Source organism: Brevibacillus brevis NBRC 100599, assembly GCF_000010165.1.
Classification (GTDB): domain Bacteria; phylum Bacillota; class Bacilli; order Brevibacillales; family Brevibacillaceae; genus Brevibacillus; species Brevibacillus brevis_D.
Genome location: NC_012491.1, coordinates 2,501,419 through 2,517,439 on the forward strand (window position 1 = coordinate 2,501,419; position 16,021 = coordinate 2,517,439).

The window sequence follows — 16,021 nt, forward strand, 5'->3', positions numbered from 1 at the left end:
TCACCAAATAAAATAACGTAGATAAACGTAGACATGAGCAATCAAGATAGACAGGATCATTAACGGGAAGGCGATCTTCATAAAGCTGAAAAAGCCGATATGATGTCCTTCCTTGGCAGCCAAGCCAGCCACAATCACGTTGGCACTAGCCCCAATCAAAGTACCGTTACCACCTAAACACGCCCCGAGTGCAAGGCTCCACCAAAGCGGCTCCAAATTGGTGATCCCAAGGGAGCCCATTTCCTTGATCATCGGAATCATGGTAGCAACGAATGGGATGTTGTCAACAAAGGCAGAGGCGATTGCGCTCAACCAGAGGATTAACAGGGAGGTTTTGAGTGAATCTCCACCTGTCAATTTCATCGCTTCATTGGCGAGTTTTGCAATCACACCAGTTTCAACTAAACCGGAGACGAGAACAAATAGACCAATGAAGAAAAAGATCGTATTCCATTCCACTTTGCTTATCGCATCTTCTAGATAGTGTTCTCCTGTTAGCAGAAGTAAGAGAAAAGCACCTGTCAGAGCGATCGTGGCCGATTCTAAATGAAGCGCTCCGTGCAGCATGAAGCCTAGAATCGTCAGCGCCATGACGGTTAAGGACTTTTTCAGTAAACGGCTGTCGGTAATCTCATCACGCTCATTTAACTGCATGATTTTTGCACTCAACTCAGGTGATGTTACTAACTGCTTACGGTATATGAGCACCAAGCAAACAACGGTGACAGCCATAATCACGATGATAATTGGACTCAAATTCACGAGAAACTTCATAAAATCAAGCTCCGGCACAGAACTGCCAATCATGATATTCGGTGGATCACCGATCAAGGTAGCAGTTCCTCCAGCATTGGAGGCGATAATTTCACTGATTAAAAAAGGAATCGGATTAAGCTGGAGCTGGCGTGCGATGCTAAACGTCACAGGTACGATGAGAAGTACAGTAGTAACGTTGTCCAAAAAGGCGGAGGCAATGGCCGTGATCAAGCTCAGGTAGACGAGGATACGAATCGGTTTGCCCTTTGCGACCTTTGCTGCACGGATGGCTACATACTTGAAAACACCGGTCTGCGCCGTAATGGCAACCAAGATCATCATCCCAATCAGTAGGCCGAGCGTGTTGAAGTCGATATGGTGAATTGCTTGTTCCTGTGTAATGATCCCGAACAAGACCATGAGAATTCCGCCGGACATGGCGACAATGGTTCGATGTAACTTTTCGCTAATAATAAATGCATAGGTAACTAAAAAGATACCAATAGCGAATAATGCCTGATTCGTCATAAGAAGCTCCTTCCTTGGTGTGCAGAATTATCTTGTCCCATTATAGCTCTAACCAAAATCAGGGTAAAGAAAAAGACCCGGCAGAAGGCCAGGTCTATTCTCTGTGAAAGGGAGAATCTACAGCTCGATTTGTGTAACGCTTTTCACTTCCGCCAGCTCGCCCATCGTATCGAGAAGCTCTGGCGTCAATGGTTTGTCGACAGAGAGCATCATGATCGCGTCTCCACCGATATCACGGCGTCCTACCTGCATCGTTGCGATGTTCACGCTGTTTTCACCCAAGATGGAACCGACACGTCCAATCACACCTGGACGGTCATTATGGTGAATGTAGAGCAGATAGCCCTCAGGTGCTACGTCAATCGCAAAGTCGTCAATTTTCACAATACGTGCACCGTAACCATTGAGTCGCGTTCCAGCCACTGTGCGTGTCTCTTGCGTCGTTTTTAAGCTAACAGTTAGTAAGTTCGTAAAGCCCTTGTTTTGTGCTGTCTTTTGCTCCGTTACGGTGATGTCTCGCACCTTTGCTAGAATTGGGGCGTTCACATAGTTGACTTCCTCGCCTAGACGGAAGGACAGTACACCTTTGAGGACTGTGCGAGTCAGCGGGGACGTGTCTACATCCGTCAATTCACCGCTATATTTAATGGAAATTTCCGAAATGGAACCTACTGTCACTTGGGCAAGGAAATGGCCCAGCTTTTCACCCAACGTAAAGTACGGTTGGACTTTTTCCATCACGTGCGCAGGAATCGAAGGCAAATTCACGGCATTTTTGAATGGCTCGTTACGAAGAACCTTCAGGATTTCTTCCGATACGTCTACGGCCACGTTTTCCTGTGCTTCAATGGTCGAAGCTCCCAGATGTGGAGTCGTTACCACTTGAGGCAGACCGACGAGAGGGTTGTCTACAGGTGGTTCTTCTTCGAAAACATCCAGAGCTGCCCCCGCGACTTTTCCAGTGGTAATCGCCTCGTAGAGAGCCTTCTCGTCAATGATTCCCCCGCGAGCGCAGTTGATCAAGCGAACGCCATCTTTCATTTTCGCGAATTCACGCGTGCTGATGATATGGTGGGTTTCTTTTGTCAGCGGAGTATGGACCGTAATGAAATCTGCTTTGCGGCAAATTTCATCCACAGTTGCGTTAGTTACACCCATTTTTTGCGCACGTTCCTCGGTCATGAAAGGATCGAAGCCCATGACGGTCATGCCAAATGCTTTCGCACGCTTCGCAACCTCAGAACCGATACGGCCCATACCGATGACTCCGAGTACTTTGTTGTTCAACTCAACCCCTTGGAAGCTTTTGCGATCCCATGTACCGTCTACTAGCTTCTTGTGAGCTTGAGGGATGTTACGAGCGACAGCCATCAGCATGGCAAACGAATGCTCTGCGGTGGAGATGGTGTTGCCGTCCGGAGCGTTGATGACCGGAATACCTGCTTGGGTGGCAGCGTTGATATCAATGTTATCGACCCCAACACCCGCGCGACCGACTGCCTTCAGCCTTTTGCCGGCAGAAAGTACTTCTGCTGTTACTTGGGTTTGGCTGCGTACGAGGAGTGCATCGTAGTCGCCAATCACATCGATCAGTTCAGCAGGGGAGAGGTTTGTTTGACGAACAACTTCTACATCAGAAGCGTCCAAGAGCTGTTGAATTCCAAATTCGCTAAGTGGGTCAGTAATGAGTACTTTATACATGTGCGATGAGCACCTCCTGAGCAGCTTTTACACCAGCACCCAGTTCAACTGGAGCACCGATTTGGTGAAGCGACAATTCAATCGCAGAAATGACTTGCAGGACATCCAATGGCTCACAATAACCCATGTGCCCGATGCGGAAGATCTTGCCTTTCAGGTGCTGCTGGCCGCCAGCAATTGTGATATTGAATTGCTGCGTTAACATTTTGCGGAGAGCTTCTGCATGAAAGGTACCCTCAGGATCGCAAGAAGTAACGGTCGTAGATGCGTACTGATCTTCTGCCATCAGTTTTATGTTTAATGCCCTCATCGCTGCGCGAGTCATGTCTCTCATTAGTTCATGGCGCTTTACGATAGCTGGCAAGCCTTCTTCCTCCATGATATCCAATACCTCGGCGAGACCGAAAATGAGGGATACAGCAGGCGTATACGGTGTTGTTTGCTCGGCCAAGCTCTTGCGGTATGCTTTCAGGTCCAAATAGAAGGCGAGCGATTTGTTTTGCTCAATCACTTGCCATGCGCGTTCACTCGCAGCGAGGAAGGCAAGGCCTGTTGGCAACATGAAAGCTTTTTGCGAGCCAGTTACTACGATATCGACACCCCAAGCGTCCATTTCGCATGGAACCGCACCAAGGTTACTTACCGCATCCACAATGAAGAGGGCGTCCGAATGAGTGCGGATTGCTTTCGCCAAGTCAGCAATCGGATTTTCTACCCCAGTGGATGTTTCACAGTACGTAGCAAATACGGCTTTTATTTGTGGCTTTTTTTGCAGGAATGTTTCAATCAGCTCAGGTGTAACCGCCTTGCCCCAAGGCACTTCCACGCGATGGGCGATGATACCGTAACGCTCGCAAATTTTTGCAAAGCGCTCACCAAATGCACCGCTGACGAGGACGGCAGCTTCATCGCCTGGTTGAAGCGTGTTTACGACGCCCATCTCCAGTGCACTCGTTCCGCTACCTGCCAAGATGTATACGTCCTGCTTGGTGCCAAAGTAAGGCTTCAGTCTTTCAGCAGTACGGGCAAAAAGAGCGGAAAATTTGCCGCTGCGGTGTCCAATCATCGGTTGGTTCATCGCCGTTTGGACACGTGGTGGAATAGGGGTAGGGCCAGGGATTCTCAAAATCATTTTGTCTGCAAACATGGTTCTCTCCTCCTAAATAAGTGCATATCAAAAAAACCTCCCGTTCTCACACTGCTCCTATTACAGAACAGTGAGGGACGAGAGGCTTTGCTTCGCGGTGCCACCCTCATTCGCTCCTTTTTTCTCAAAAAAGAGCCTTGGTAGGTACATGACCTAAAAGAGATAACGGTTCTACCGTTTGCGTCTACTTGGATGGTGAATCCATTTTCAACGCAGCAGCTCAGAAGTGCTTAACCGTGGGAGAAATCGCCGATTCGCAGCAACCATCGGCTCTCTGGGGATTTCTCAATCACAGCGTTTCTTCGTCATCGCTGTTGTTTTATAAGGTGTTTCGTAAGATTTGTACTTAAGATATCACGTCAAAATAACACCGTCAAGAAGAAAAACGAGAAAAAATGAACATTAATTATTTTATATCGGTTATCGTTCGTGAATAATGCTCAATTTCATGCTGGAAACACTACAAAAATGACCAAAACACGAACGTTAAGATGTTGACATCACAAAAAATGGAAAAAACGCATTTTAATGTTCGGATTTTGCTGTTGCTATTATTTTATCGAAAAATGACAAAAGAAAGAACGGGAAGTTGTCGATCATTCGTTCAGTGGAGGAGAGGAGGGCATAATGAAAAACCTCTTACATACCGAAGTACGTAAGAGGTTTCTTCCATTAGTAGATGGAATACTATTCCACTTTAATAGAGTCGGTCGGGCATCCTTCAGCAGCATCACGAACATCGTCATGCAGGATATCCGGGATTTCAACGCTGTTAGCATTGTCATCCAACTTGTTGAACGCAAGGCCCTCATCGTCGTAATCAAAGACGTCAGGAGCCGTGGCGCCACAAGCACCGCAAGCAATACAAGTATCTTTATCTACCCATGTAGTCATCGTGGTTTCACCTCCCATACCGAAGTGGTACGTCCACTATCATAGATCATTGTATGCTCTTGGTGACAAGATTTCAAGATTGAATCAGTCTAAAAATGTACGACTACTTATAAAGAGGGATTTCAGGTGCCCTTAGCACGGAGTAGAGCTGTGTATTCAAGCGTTTAAAATCTCCCGCAGATACTGCATCTGTCGCGTTCAAAATCTTCACGGCAGCGGCTAAATCCTTGATTCCTAGTGCCTGAACTTCGTTGGATGCAATGAGCAAATCAAGTCTTGCAGTCAAGTCTTCAGGACTATAGCTGCTCCATTGATTGCTTTTTGACATGGCGACAGCTGCGAGATAGGTGCGGTAATGGAACGGATACTGCTTCCATTGTGCGGTGTTAACGGTTCCAGGCAATTGCTTTGGCATGCCTTGCTTCACCACATAAGCCGATTCCCAAGACGCGATGGAGTGATACACCATTTCCTGTGCGGTTAGCCAGTTATTTTGGAAAAGCGTCAGGCTAGCTCCAATGGAAGCAGGCGTAGCTTTATTTTGATCGGAACGAATCTGCTCCATACTATCCAAATACGCCCGTACACTGTTCGTAAAGGTGGCGTGAGCTTGTCTCAGCATGGGTGACGTCGGCAAGGGAACGTTTTTCTCCAGCTCTTTCCTTGTCTGGTCAGCTAAACTGCTGAGATGCTTCAAACCTTCGGTCCGTTCACTTTCGTTCATTTGATTCCATTTACCCATCGTATCAAAATGTGCTTGCTTCAGATCAAGCAGCGGTGCATAAACGGCATAGTAAAATCGGATAAAGTCCTGTTCGTTGTACAGCTTTTGCTCACGTAGCATTTTTTCTTTTTCGGCTTCCTTTTTCTCAGCTTCGAGTACGGCGGCTTGTTCCGACTCCAATTGTGTCTTCATATAATGGGCCCCGAAAAAAAATCCACCAACTGTGCATGCAAGTGTTATGATGATCATGTACGCCATCATAAATTCAGTTCTTTTCAATCGTTTTGTCATACTATCCTCCAAATACAATGATGCAGTTTACTTCGCTTACTTTGAGCTTTGAAAAATATAGAATGATGTAAGGAGTACCAATGAACAGTCGGAACAGTGCGGCAGAGGAGCAGGACCTCTTATGTGCGGTCGCCTTGAATGCCATGTTACCTCTGGCCAATGAACGAACGCTGCAATCAGCCTACTACATACTGCGTGGCAGAAAAGCCAATCAGACACTGCAAGATGTGCATTTGTATACCCTTTATCCGTATTATCGGATGTTTTCCCGTTTTCCAAGAGAGGATTGGGAGAAAATAGTTTCAACTTTATTTCAGGCGCGCTGGATTTTACCTGTTGATGCAGTTGGAATAAACTCGAAACCGACCTTTACCTTTTCTGATACAGGATTGCAGCATGCCAAACACATGTACCAAAAATATCGGTTTGATGTATGGTTCGCACCTTTTACCCAGTCTGATTTGGCGGAGCGAATCGAACCATTTTGGAATAGACTTCATCTTATGGTGCAGACGATCTCGCAAATGCATCAGGGTGATCTCGGTTTCATTCCGGTCGTTTCGGACAAGCCAGCACAGCGTTGGGTAAAAAACCAATTATCTGATGGGACATTGCGACATGCTTGGAAACAGCAATTGTCTGATGAGCTATATCGATTATGGGAGCCCCTGGATGAAGGTGTGCAGGAGCTTTTGTTTTGTCAACTGTCAGGAGTTGGACAAGTTGGCAAGACCATGGGGCAAGTAGCAGAGATTCGCCAAACGAGTCGTAGCTATCTCATGCTGCAATTTCGATATGGGCTAGCCGCGTCGATTCAGACGTTGCTTGCAGAGAGCAATCATTATCCTCTTTTATCAAAACTGGTTACAGAATCCCACAAGCTTGATCCACGTCTCACCGAAAGTGCTGCCCGAACGTACGCAATGCTTCAGACTGGCTGTGACAAAAAGGAAATAGCGAAGAGACGACAAATGAAAGAAAGTACAATAGAAGATCATTTGGTAGAGATTGCCCTGCGCTGTCCGGAATGGGACATGACAACCTATTTACCGAATGAGCTGGCAAAAGAGATCGTGGAAACGAGTGAGCGACTCGATACAAGCAGACTCCGGCTCATCAAGGATCAATTGGAAGCAACAGTGACGTATTTGCAGATCCGATTGGCATTGGCACGAGCGACGAGGGGGGCAAAATGAATAAACAGCTCATGTACGACAGATTAAAGCTGCATTTTGGATATGACTCGTTCCGCCCCGGTCAGGAGCCTATTATTGAACGTCTACTACATGGACGAAGTGTTCTCGGGCTATTAGCAACAGGTGGTGGGAAATCAGTGACGTATCAGCTGCCAGCAATGCTTTTGTCGGGTCTGACCGTCGTGGTTTCCCCATTGATCTCCTTGATGGTCGATCAGGTGCAGCAGCTTCGAGCGCGAAAAAAAATTCCGGCAACCTATTTGAACAGCATGCAAGATCCGACAGAGTCCCGCGAAATCTTGAAAGGGCTCTCGGAAGGTGCGTACAAGCTTCTGTATATTTCTCCTGAAAAGCTTCAACAGACCTATGTCCAACAAGTGTTAAAGCGAGCGCGGGTGTCCCTGATCGCAATTGATGAAGCGCATTGCATCTCGCAATGGGGACATGACTTTCGCACAGATTACTTGCGATTGCCTGAAGTCGTGAAACAATTGGGAGCACCTCCTGTTCTGGCTGTGACGGCGACTGCGACGGCGTCTGTTCGCGAGGAAATTTGCAACTTATTTTCCATTAAAAAGGAAGATATTGTGTTGCAGTCCCTGAATCGGGCAAATATCGCCTATGATCTGGTTGAAGTTGGGGAGGAAACAGACAGGCGTTCGTATGTATTTGATCAGATCGATTGTTTGCAGGGGCCTGGAATCGTTTACTGCAGCACGCGACAAGCAGTAGATGTGTTGGCAGCCTCTTATCAACTAGAAGGGAAAAAACGCGTTCACGGTTACCACGGGGGCATGAACAGCATGGAGCGAATGCTGATCCAATCCCAATTTCTCGCAGGAGAGCTGGATGTTATTATTGCAACCAATGCATTTGGTATGGGAATCGACAAGCCAGATATTCGCTACGTCATCCATTATCAAATGCCAGCCAGTTTAGAGGCATACGCACAAGAAATCGGGCGGATCGGCCGTGACGGCAAGCCCGGGTATGCGCTGCTTTTATTTTCGTGGGACGATTTGCAGATTCATCAGCACATGCTGGAGAAGGAGTACCCGACACAAGTACAAGTTCAAAAATACGAGCAGTTGTGCAATACTGGAGTACCTTTGACGAACGAGGCCTTGGCGATGATGGATATATCCGAAGAGATGGGCGCTCTCCTTGCCTTTTATACGGAAAGAGTGCTGGGCTTAAACGAAGCTGCTGCTGCGGGAGAGTCCTATCCAAAGGCTCATATCATTTGGCAGGAAACAGAAAAGAGAAAAAGCTTTAAGCAAAAAAAGCTGGCAGAAATGGTATCTTACGTAAGAGGAGAAAACTGTTTGCGTGCAAGCATTAATGCGTATTTCAAAGAAAAGGATCATCAATTTGATCTGTACTGCTGTAAGAATTGTGGCCTAACTATGGATGCGTATTTCCAAACGAATGACCATACATTCGCAAAGAATGAACAAATCAAATGGAATTTGCGGCAGGCGTTAGACACTCTTTTGCCGAACAAATAAAGGAGAGAAACATCGAGTGAAGGAAGATCGGCTAGAGGTGGATGAAGCCACTCTTCGGCTGAATCTATGGTTGACACAAGGAATCGTGATAGGAGTGGCTGCTGCCGGTAGCTTATTCGTGCTGGGCTGGGATGCTACTCTGTCCTTGTTTAGTTTGCCAGGCTGGAATGCCGTACTGTGGGCCGTGTTTGTAGCCGCAGGTATTATCATCGCGAGTATTGTGATGGATCGTTACTTGCCGAAGCGATGGCAGGATGATGACAGTATCAATGAAAAAGTTTTTGGCGCCATGTTACCATCCACCACGGTTCTCGTCTGTATGGTAGTAGGGGTTGGAGAGGAATGGCTATTCCGTGGAGTGATTCAATCGCTTGCCGGGAACTTTTGGAGCAGCCTTATTTTTACACTGATCCACGTACGTTATTTGAAAAAACCGCTCATGATCATAAGTGTATTTGGTACAAGCTTGATCTTGGGGCTCTTGTTTTCTCATTATCAGTCCCTTTGGCCCTCGATTGTGGCTCATATCCTTATTGACGTCATGTTAGCATTTTATCTACAAAAAACAATCAAGAAAAAGGGGGAGGAAGAGTGAATCTTGAGCATAATCCATTACCACCCCGACGCTCCCGTCATACTCGCCCTAAAGCGTCGTTCTCGTTTAAAAAGTGGATTCAACCGGGATTGTACTTGTTTGGATTCGTCTTTTTCGGGTTGATTGGTTTTGAGTTGTACAGGGCCAATATCCCACATGAGTCAGCAGCTTCTGGTAGTGTTGAAGTGAAAAATGCTGAAGGGAAAGAAGGTAGAAAAGCGATTACCACCCCGCAAGGGAGTAAGGCAGGAGAAAAGGAGCCTGTATCTGTCGTTCTCACTCCTACGCCTGATTCTAATGCAAATGTGACCACCCCTCCTGACAAAGCGAAAACGATCGAATCAAAGCCGGTTGAACCGACGGTGAAGCCGACAACAAGCGCACAGACAGCAGCTGTGAGCCCAGTTCCAGCCAAAACTTCGACTGGTACAACTGTAAGCAAGACAAACCAGATCACGAGTACTTCTCCTATCACAGTTGTTACACCGGGAAAACCAGCTTCAACACCACCTGTAACAAAATCAAAGATCGTCAAGCATGTGGTGAAGAAGGGGGAAACGTTGTTTATGCTGTCCCGAAAGTACTATGGAAATAACTCGAACGTAAGACGAATCGCAAAATACAACGGGCTTCATTCAGAAGCAGGGCTCGTCGAAGGAAGAGTTGTTTTGGTTCCACTCGTTCAGTAATGAGATCGTGCTCCACTGGTCATGCTATCGGGAAAAGGATAAGCAGGTGGATGCAAGTGGAGTATGATACAGTCATTGTCGGCGGCGGGATTGCAGGGCTTCAAACTGCCATTCAACTTGCAAGATGCCTTCGACGCGTTGCAGTCATTGACATGCCAGGTGGTCGATCAACAATCGCCAAAGCCTACCGAAATATCCTCGGATTTTCGGAAGGGGTTAGTGGCGATTTTTTGCGTCATGCAGGCAAGGAGCAAGCACAAAAATACGGAGCAATTTTGATAACAGATGAGGTAACCAAGCTTTCTACCGACCCAAGCGGCTTATTTTCGATAGGTACAAAAAGTGGCATACATACACTTACTTCGCGAACGCTGGTTTTGGCAACCGGCATGCGTGATCCGTTCCCAGCCATCCCTAGCTTCTCCGATTGTGTAGGGATATCGATTTTCTTGTGTCCCGACTGTGACGGCTATGAAACAGTTGACAAAGCCACGGCAATCATTGGAGCGGGCCCACACGCTGTTTCGATAGCGGACGAACTTATTTATTATACCAACAGGTTAACAGTCATTAACCATGCAGAAATGCAGGTGGATACGCAGACTGTCTCTGAACTGAGCAAACGAGGGATCATGTATCGGGAGGAAAAAGTATATGCTCTTCATCATACGGCGGGGCAATTGCAAGAAATCGAGCTCTCTTCAGGTGAACGGTTGTCTGTAGAAAGAGCATTTCTTGCTTTTCCTGGTGCGCATGCTTTGACAGAGCTTTTACGTGGTTTTTCCGTGCAAATTCATGAAAAGGGCCACATCCAAACGAACCCGCGAACAAAAGAAACGGATCATCCCAACATCTGGGCTGTTGGCGATATCAATGAGCATTCTCAGCAAGTGTCGATTGCCATGGGAGATGGGACACAGGCTGCCATTTGGATTCAAAAGCGGCTGCGTGAATTGGAGAGGTAAAAAAACGCCTGATTCTGGGCGTTTTTTCATGTACAAACCTTTATGAACGAGAAGGAACCCGAACTAGCAGAACCAAATATAAATACAGAAGAAGAGCAATGAAGGGGAACTTTTCCTGGGAAAGCGCAGGAAGTGACAGACAACAACAAAGTTTCTTTTTTCATGAGTGGATTCGACATCGGCAGGCGAGTGCTGCGTAGGTGTCATGGTAGCTTTGTTCCAGTAACTAAATGTGATATGATAGGACTACCCCGTATTTTCCAGTCCATCAAAAAATGGATGAATGCCAACAGGTATTCGCCGGAGAATGTGGAGAACTCTTACAGGCTTACCATCATATTTTGTAGTACGACTGGATGGCGAGGAGGGACAGTCATGCGTGTTGAACGCCTTGGTCAAGATAAAATACGAATCTTTTTAACCTTTGACGACCTCTCAGAGCGCGGGATAGAAAAAGAAGACATGTGGCGTGACATTCCTAAAGTTCATGAACTGTTCAACGACATGATGGAACAGGCTTATCACGAATTAGGGTTTGAGGTATCAGGGCCTGTTGCAGTTGAAGTGTTCGCCTTGCCAGCTCAGGGAATGGTCGTAATCGTAACGCGTGGCAAGACGGGCTCAAAGGACGGAAAAGAGGAAGAATTCGAAGACGAGGATGTATACGAGCTAGAGGTAACATTGGAAGAAAGCGATTTGATCATGTATGCCTTCCGGGACTTTGAGCATATGGTTGAAGCCGCCCACCGCATTAACGCCCTTTTGACCAATGGCGGGGCTGCCTACTTCTACCAGGGGAAATATCATCTGGTGCTGGAGGAAGTCGACTTGGATCAGGAGCGTTATCACAAGCTAATTGCGATCCTCTCTGAGTACGGAGAAGCGACGCCGATAACGATTTATGTGTTGGAAGAATACGGGAAAGTGATCGTTGCCGACGATGCTGTAAAAGAAATATGCAGGCATTTCACGTAATCAAAAAAGAAATGTCTGGGAATATAAAACAGCACCTAGTCAACCAACTAGGTGCTGTTGCTGTCTGTATCGATTATGCTAGGCCGTCAAAAAAATCAGCCTCTTTACCTTGAAGGGTATAGTTCGGAAGGCTGTGCCAAGCCAAGATGTAATGATTGTTTGGCGGAACTGAATCGTGCTCGCCTTTTGTTACACCTGGAAACACGCGCTCTACTGATAAGTGCTGTGTTCTGTGTGCCCGCAAGGCATCAGCTACTTTCGGCATATATTCAGGTGCGTGAATGATCGTCGTAATGCTCTCGATTGGATCTGTATAGGGTGGCTTCATCGTACCAAATCCTTCGTCGGATGAGCGAGTCGCATAATAAAGCTTTCGCACACTTGTTTCTGGGCCTAAAGAAAGGACAGCCTGGGTGGTAGCATGACTAATTGCTAAGTGGTCAGGATGTCCGGAGATGCCATGCGGTGCAAACGTGACGACGATTTCCGGTTGGATCTGGTGAATAGCCTGGTGGATACGAGTAACGAGCTCATCTACGGGCACTGTGTTTAAGAACTTATCCTGATATTCCCAGACGTCTACCTGATCGAATCCAAGTATGGCACAAGCGTCGCGAAGCTCCTGCTCGCGAAAGTGGGGGAGTTCTTCCGGTGTGCATAATGGTGGTTCGCCAGCTTTTCCTGCTTGCCCTTTTGTTGCGCATAATAGATGTGTGCTGGCCATTTTGGTCTCACTATATTTGGAAATGGAAATCCCACAAGCAAACGTTTCGTCATCGGGATGGGCAAAAATAAACAAAATAGACTTTTTTTTCATAAAAACACCTCCATGAATAAACTTCCACATTACCTTTTCCATTATGGCATAAATTCACTAATCCTGTAATGAAAGAAACAAGTTTGGGGACAATAGAAGCATGGCTGGACGTGCATTTGAAGCTACTTGTACAAAACGGCGTCTGTAAAAGCGATTTCAAAATGGTTGGTAAATAATTGAATGATTATGCAAAACAAGGCACGAAAACGTTTTCGAAATGGAAAAAAAACATTTTTAAGCTTCTCATAAATGATACAAGCGTGTATACTAAAGGCGGCATTGACCGAAAACATTTTTGAGGTGGTAAGTAATGGGTAATCAAGACGTGGTAACCGAAAGCACCGAAGGGAAAGAAAAGCAAGAATCATTGAACTTGCTCCATTCAACTCAAACGGTGATCAAGGAAGCACTGGAGAAACTAGGTTACCAAGAATCGATGTTTGAACTCTTGAAGGAACCGCTACGCGTTTTGACTGTACGTATTCCGGTTCGCATGGATAATGGCGAAGTAAAGGTATTTACGGGCTATCGTGCACAGCACAACGATGCAGTAGGTCCGACCAAGGGGGGCATTCGTTTCCACCCGGAAGTTACTGAGGATGAAGTTAAAGCACTTTCTATCTGGATGAGCCTCAAAGCAGGTATCGTCGATCTGCCGTATGGCGGTGGTAAAGGCGGTATCATTTGCGACCCGCGTGAAATGTCCTTCCGCGAACTGGAAAGACTGAGCCGCGGTTACGTTCGCGCAATCAGCCAACTTGTGGGCCCTACTAAAGATATTCCGGCTCCGGACGTCTTTACGAACTCACAGATCATGGCGTGGATGATGGACGAATATAGCCGTATCCGTGAATTTGACTCGCCTGGTTTCATTACGGGTAAACCAATTGCGCTGGGTGGTTCCCATGGCCGCGAAACAGCTACTGCAAAAGGTGTAACCATTTGCATCCGTGAAGCAGCAAAGCGTCGTAACATCGATGTAAAAGGTGCTCGCGTAGTTGTACAAGGCTTTGGTAACGCTGGTAGTTACTTGGCAAAATTCATGCATGATGCAGGCGCTAAAGTCGTAGGTATCTCTGATGCATACGGTGCGCTGCATGATCCAAACGGTTTGGATATCGACTACTTGTTGGATCGTCGTGATTCCTTTGGTACAGTTACAAAACTGTTCAACAACACGATTACCAACAAAGAGCTTCTTGAACTGGAATGCGACATTTTGGTTCCGGCAGCAATCGAAAACCAAATCACAGCTGCAAACGCTCACAACATCAAGGCGTCAATCGTAGTAGAAGCGGCAAATGGCCCAACTACTTTGGAAGCAACTAAGATTTTGACTGAGCGTGGAATTCTTCTGGTTCCAGACGTACTTGCTAGTGCTGGTGGTGTGACTGTTTCCTACTTCGAGTGGGTACAAAACAACCAAGGCTACTACTGGTCTGAAGAAGAAGTAGAAGAGAAGTTGGAAAAAGTAATGGTTCGTTCGTTTGAAAATGTATACTCCATGTCTCAAACTCGCCGCATTGACATGCGTCTGTCTGCTTACATGGTTGGTGCCCGCAAGATGGCTGAGGCTTCTCGCTTCCGCGGTTGGGTATAATTCTTCAAACAACCCTCCATATATTGAGAAAACATGGCTCCGCCGTTTTGGCGGGGCCTTTTTTATTGCGTGTGGCTGTAGTGGAGAGAAGAATATTTCCAGGCTAGGCTCCGGGCTTCGTCCTGCTGAGGGATGAGACTGTCCGCTCCGAAGGGATTCGCGGGGAAACGCAAAAGTGGTAGCCGCTACGTCGCGAGGGCACGGTTGCGTTTCTTTTGCCCGCAAATCCCTTCTCCGCTTGGTAGGACTTCACAAGTCGCTACGCCTGGAAATATTCTTCTCTAGCGTAACAGGTAACACTCCTCAATCTTTTAAGGCATTTAAAACCTGTCTAAAACGGTAAGCTCGTAGAGGAAACAGGAGAAAAAAGCGAAGATATTAGGGACACCGACCGAGACGCAATGCAAAAAGCGAAACACGCTCTTAAGCGTCCACCTCTGAAACACATCCTGAAGGGACAACTTTGGACGCGGTTTCGCTTTTTACATGGAGTCGTACAGTCAATCCCCCAGCGGGTGACCCTAGAATCTGAGCGTTTTCTCCTGTTTCCTCCCCACCACAACAGCACCGAACAACATGTTTCCAAAGACAAAAAACCTCCTGAAAAACCAGGAGGCTTACGTCGTATGATTTACTGGTCGAACAACAGCTGCAGCTCTTTGAAAGTCCGTGTTTTTTGCAGCGTTACAATTAGCTTGAGACGAGCCTTTTGCCCATTTAAGCCATTGGAGAAGATGATGCCCATCTCTTTTAGCTTGCGGCCTCCACCTTCATAGTCATAGATATCCTGCACCTGGCCATTGTAGCAGCGAGAGACGAGGACGATCGGTACGCCTTTGTCCAGTAATTGCTGCAGGGTAGGGATGATAGCGGGTGGAAGATTTCCCAATCCAAACGCCTCTACCACGAGTCCATCAATTTGCTGCTCCAATAAAAACTGTAGCCAAGAAGGCTCCATGCCAGCAACTGCCTTGATCAACGGGACATTCGCATCAGCATGGGTAATGGCATAATGCTCGCGATCCAATGGAGCGTGGTGGTATTGCACGCTTTTTTTCGCAATGGTTCCAATCGGTCCGTATTGTGGCGACTGGAAGGTAGCGACATTGCTCGTGTGTGTTTTCGTTACGTGACGTGCCGCGTGAATTTCGTCATTAAAAACAACGATAACCCCTTTGTTCAAACTGTCGGAATCTGCAGCTACACGAACGGAAGAAATGAGATTGACTGGCCCGTCAGCTCCGAGCTCATTACTGCTGCGCATGGCGCCGGTTACGACAATCGGGACGTTGACCGACAAAGTCAGATCCAGGAAGTATGCGGTCTCCTCCAACGTATCAGTCCCATGGGTAATGACGATGCCATCATAATGATCTTGTTCAAAGGCTTCCTCAATATCGAGACGCAGCTGATTCATGATCGCAGGAGTCATATGAGGGCTAGGTAGGTTGAGTACATTTTTCATGGTGACATCCGCGTGTTTTTCTAAAAAAGGAAGGATTTTGTTGACTGCTTGATCATCCAATGGCTTTACGCCTTCTGAGTCATCGACAGACATGGCAATTGTACCGCCTGTGTTCACTACCAAAATTTTTTTTGACATGATCTCTCTCCTGTAGCGGGTTTTCATCAACC

The 16,021-nt window shown here is 46.9% G+C and carries 14 protein-coding genes and 1 other annotated feature; of the genes, 7 read left to right on the forward strand and 7 right to left on the reverse strand.

Features of this window, described 5'->3' with window-relative positions; all coding sequences use genetic code 11:
• The 5 genes from BBR47_RS12365 to BBR47_RS12385 form a co-directional block, all read right to left on the reverse strand.
• Window positions 1-1,284: an SLC13 family permease gene (locus BBR47_RS12365; protein ID WP_012686109.1), complete on the reverse strand. Its 1,284-nt coding sequence runs from the start codon at window positions 1,282-1,284 to the stop codon at window positions 1-3.
• Between the two features lie 117 nt (window positions 1,285-1,401).
• On the reverse strand, window positions 1,402-2,985 hold the full coding sequence (serA, locus tag BBR47_RS12370) for a phosphoglycerate dehydrogenase (protein WP_012686110.1): 1,584 nt from the start codon (window positions 2,983-2,985) through the stop codon (window positions 1,402-1,404).
• The gene (locus tag BBR47_RS12375) at window positions 2,978-4,132 is read right to left on the reverse strand and encodes a pyridoxal-phosphate-dependent aminotransferase family protein (RefSeq protein ID WP_012686111.1); all 1,155 of its coding nucleotides are present in this window, start codon (window positions 4,130-4,132) and stop codon (window positions 2,978-2,980) included. The genes serA and BBR47_RS12375 overlap by 8 nt, the downstream gene beginning before the upstream one ends.
• 70 nt (window positions 4,133-4,202) lie before the next feature.
• Window positions 4,203-4,450, reverse strand: a binding site (T-box leader).
• Window positions 4,451-4,819: 369 nt separating this feature from the next.
• Window positions 4,820-5,026 carry a ferredoxin gene (locus BBR47_RS12380; protein WP_007724004.1) on the reverse strand — a complete coding sequence of 69 codons (207 nt, stop codon included), beginning with the start codon at window positions 5,024-5,026 and terminating at the stop codon, window positions 4,820-4,822.
• Window positions 5,027-5,129: 103 nt separating this feature from the next.
• Complete coding sequence (locus tag BBR47_RS12385; RefSeq protein ID WP_012686113.1) at window positions 5,130-6,041, reverse strand: hypothetical protein; 912 nt, start codon at window positions 6,039-6,041, stop codon at window positions 5,130-5,132.
• An 80-nt stretch (window positions 6,042-6,121) separates the two neighbouring features.
• Between BBR47_RS12385 and BBR47_RS12390 the strand changes: the two genes are divergently transcribed.
• From BBR47_RS12390 to BBR47_RS12415, 6 genes are all read left to right on the forward strand, one after another.
• Window positions 6,122-7,237 carry a helix-turn-helix domain-containing protein gene (locus BBR47_RS12390; protein WP_012686114.1) on the forward strand — a complete coding sequence of 372 codons (1,116 nt, stop codon included), beginning with the start codon at window positions 6,122-6,124 and terminating at the stop codon, window positions 7,235-7,237.
• Entirely contained in the window at window positions 7,234-8,745 is a 1,512-nt protein-coding gene (locus BBR47_RS12395) for a RecQ family ATP-dependent DNA helicase (protein WP_012686115.1), read from the forward strand. The genes BBR47_RS12390 and BBR47_RS12395 overlap by 4 nt, the downstream gene beginning before the upstream one ends.
• Before the next feature lie 16 nt (window positions 8,746-8,761).
• A complete protein-coding gene (locus BBR47_RS12400) occupies window positions 8,762-9,340 on the forward strand; it encodes a CPBP family intramembrane glutamic endopeptidase (protein WP_012686116.1) in 579 nt (192 codons plus the stop codon).
• Window positions 9,337-10,029: a LysM peptidoglycan-binding domain-containing protein gene (locus tag BBR47_RS12405; RefSeq protein WP_012686117.1), complete on the forward strand. Its 693-nt coding sequence runs from the start codon at window positions 9,337-9,339 to the stop codon at window positions 10,027-10,029. The genes BBR47_RS12400 and BBR47_RS12405 overlap by 4 nt, the downstream gene beginning before the upstream one ends.
• Window positions 10,030-10,079: 50 nt before the next feature.
• Entirely contained in the window at window positions 10,080-10,994 is a 915-nt protein-coding gene (locus BBR47_RS12410) for an NAD(P)/FAD-dependent oxidoreductase (RefSeq protein WP_012686118.1), read from the forward strand.
• A gap of 375 nt (window positions 10,995-11,369) precedes the next feature.
• Window positions 11,370-11,969, forward strand: a complete 600-nt coding sequence (locus BBR47_RS12415) for a genetic competence negative regulator (RefSeq protein ID WP_007723994.1) — start codon at window positions 11,370-11,372, stop codon at window positions 11,967-11,969.
• A 73-nt stretch (window positions 11,970-12,042) separates the two neighbouring features.
• Here the strand turns inward: BBR47_RS12415 and BBR47_RS12420 are convergent, their stop codons facing one another.
• Complete coding sequence (locus tag BBR47_RS12420) at window positions 12,043-12,786, reverse strand: PIG-L deacetylase family protein (protein WP_012686119.1); 744 nt, start codon at window positions 12,784-12,786, stop codon at window positions 12,043-12,045.
• A 310-nt stretch (window positions 12,787-13,096) separates the two neighbouring features.
• Here BBR47_RS12420 and BBR47_RS12425 point away from each other — a divergent pair, with 310 nt between their 5' ends.
• Window positions 13,097-14,386 carry a Glu/Leu/Phe/Val family dehydrogenase gene (locus BBR47_RS12425; RefSeq protein ID WP_007723992.1) on the forward strand — a complete coding sequence of 430 codons (1,290 nt, stop codon included), beginning with the start codon at window positions 13,097-13,099 and terminating at the stop codon, window positions 14,384-14,386.
• A 631-nt stretch (window positions 14,387-15,017) separates the two neighbouring features.
• Here BBR47_RS12425 and BBR47_RS12430 read toward each other — a convergent pair.
• Window positions 15,018-15,989, reverse strand: coding sequence for an asparaginase (locus BBR47_RS12430; RefSeq protein WP_012686122.1), 972 nt, complete (start codon window positions 15,987-15,989; stop codon window positions 15,018-15,020).
• Window positions 15,990-16,021: the final 32 nt, after the last annotated feature.

Coding starts and splice junctions, on each gene's coding strand:
- BBR47_RS12365 (WP_012686109.1), bottom strand. CDS start 1,284: ATGACGAATCAGGCATTATTCGCTATTGGTATCTTTTTAGTTACCTAT.
- serA (WP_012686110.1), bottom strand. CDS start 2,985: ATGTATAAAGTACTCATTACTGACCCACTTAGCGAATTTGGAATTCAA.
- BBR47_RS12375 (WP_012686111.1), bottom strand. CDS start 4,132: ATGTTTGCAGACAAAATGATTTTGAGAATCCCTGGCCCTACCCCTATT.
- BBR47_RS12380 (WP_007724004.1), bottom strand. CDS start 5,026: ATGACTACATGGGTAGATAAAGATACTTGTATTGCTTGCGGTGCTTGT.
- BBR47_RS12385 (WP_012686113.1), bottom strand. CDS start 6,041: ATGACAAAACGATTGAAAAGAACTGAATTTATGATGGCGTACATGATC.
- BBR47_RS12390 (WP_012686114.1), top strand. CDS start 6,122: ATGAACAGTCGGAACAGTGCGGCAGAGGAGCAGGACCTCTTATGTGCG.
- BBR47_RS12395 (WP_012686115.1), top strand. CDS start 7,234: ATGAATAAACAGCTCATGTACGACAGATTAAAGCTGCATTTTGGATAT.
- BBR47_RS12410 (WP_012686118.1), top strand. CDS start 10,080: ATGCAAGTGGAGTATGATACAGTCATTGTCGGCGGCGGGATTGCAGGG.
- BBR47_RS12415 (WP_007723994.1), top strand. CDS start 11,370: ATGCGTGTTGAACGCCTTGGTCAAGATAAAATACGAATCTTTTTAACC.
- BBR47_RS12420 (WP_012686119.1), bottom strand. CDS start 12,786: ATGAAAAAAAAGTCTATTTTGTTTATTTTTGCCCATCCCGATGACGAA.
- BBR47_RS12425 (WP_007723992.1), top strand. CDS start 13,097: ATGGGTAATCAAGACGTGGTAACCGAAAGCACCGAAGGGAAAGAAAAG.
- BBR47_RS12430 (WP_012686122.1), bottom strand. CDS start 15,989: ATGTCAAAAAAAATTTTGGTAGTGAACACAGGCGGTACAATTGCCATG.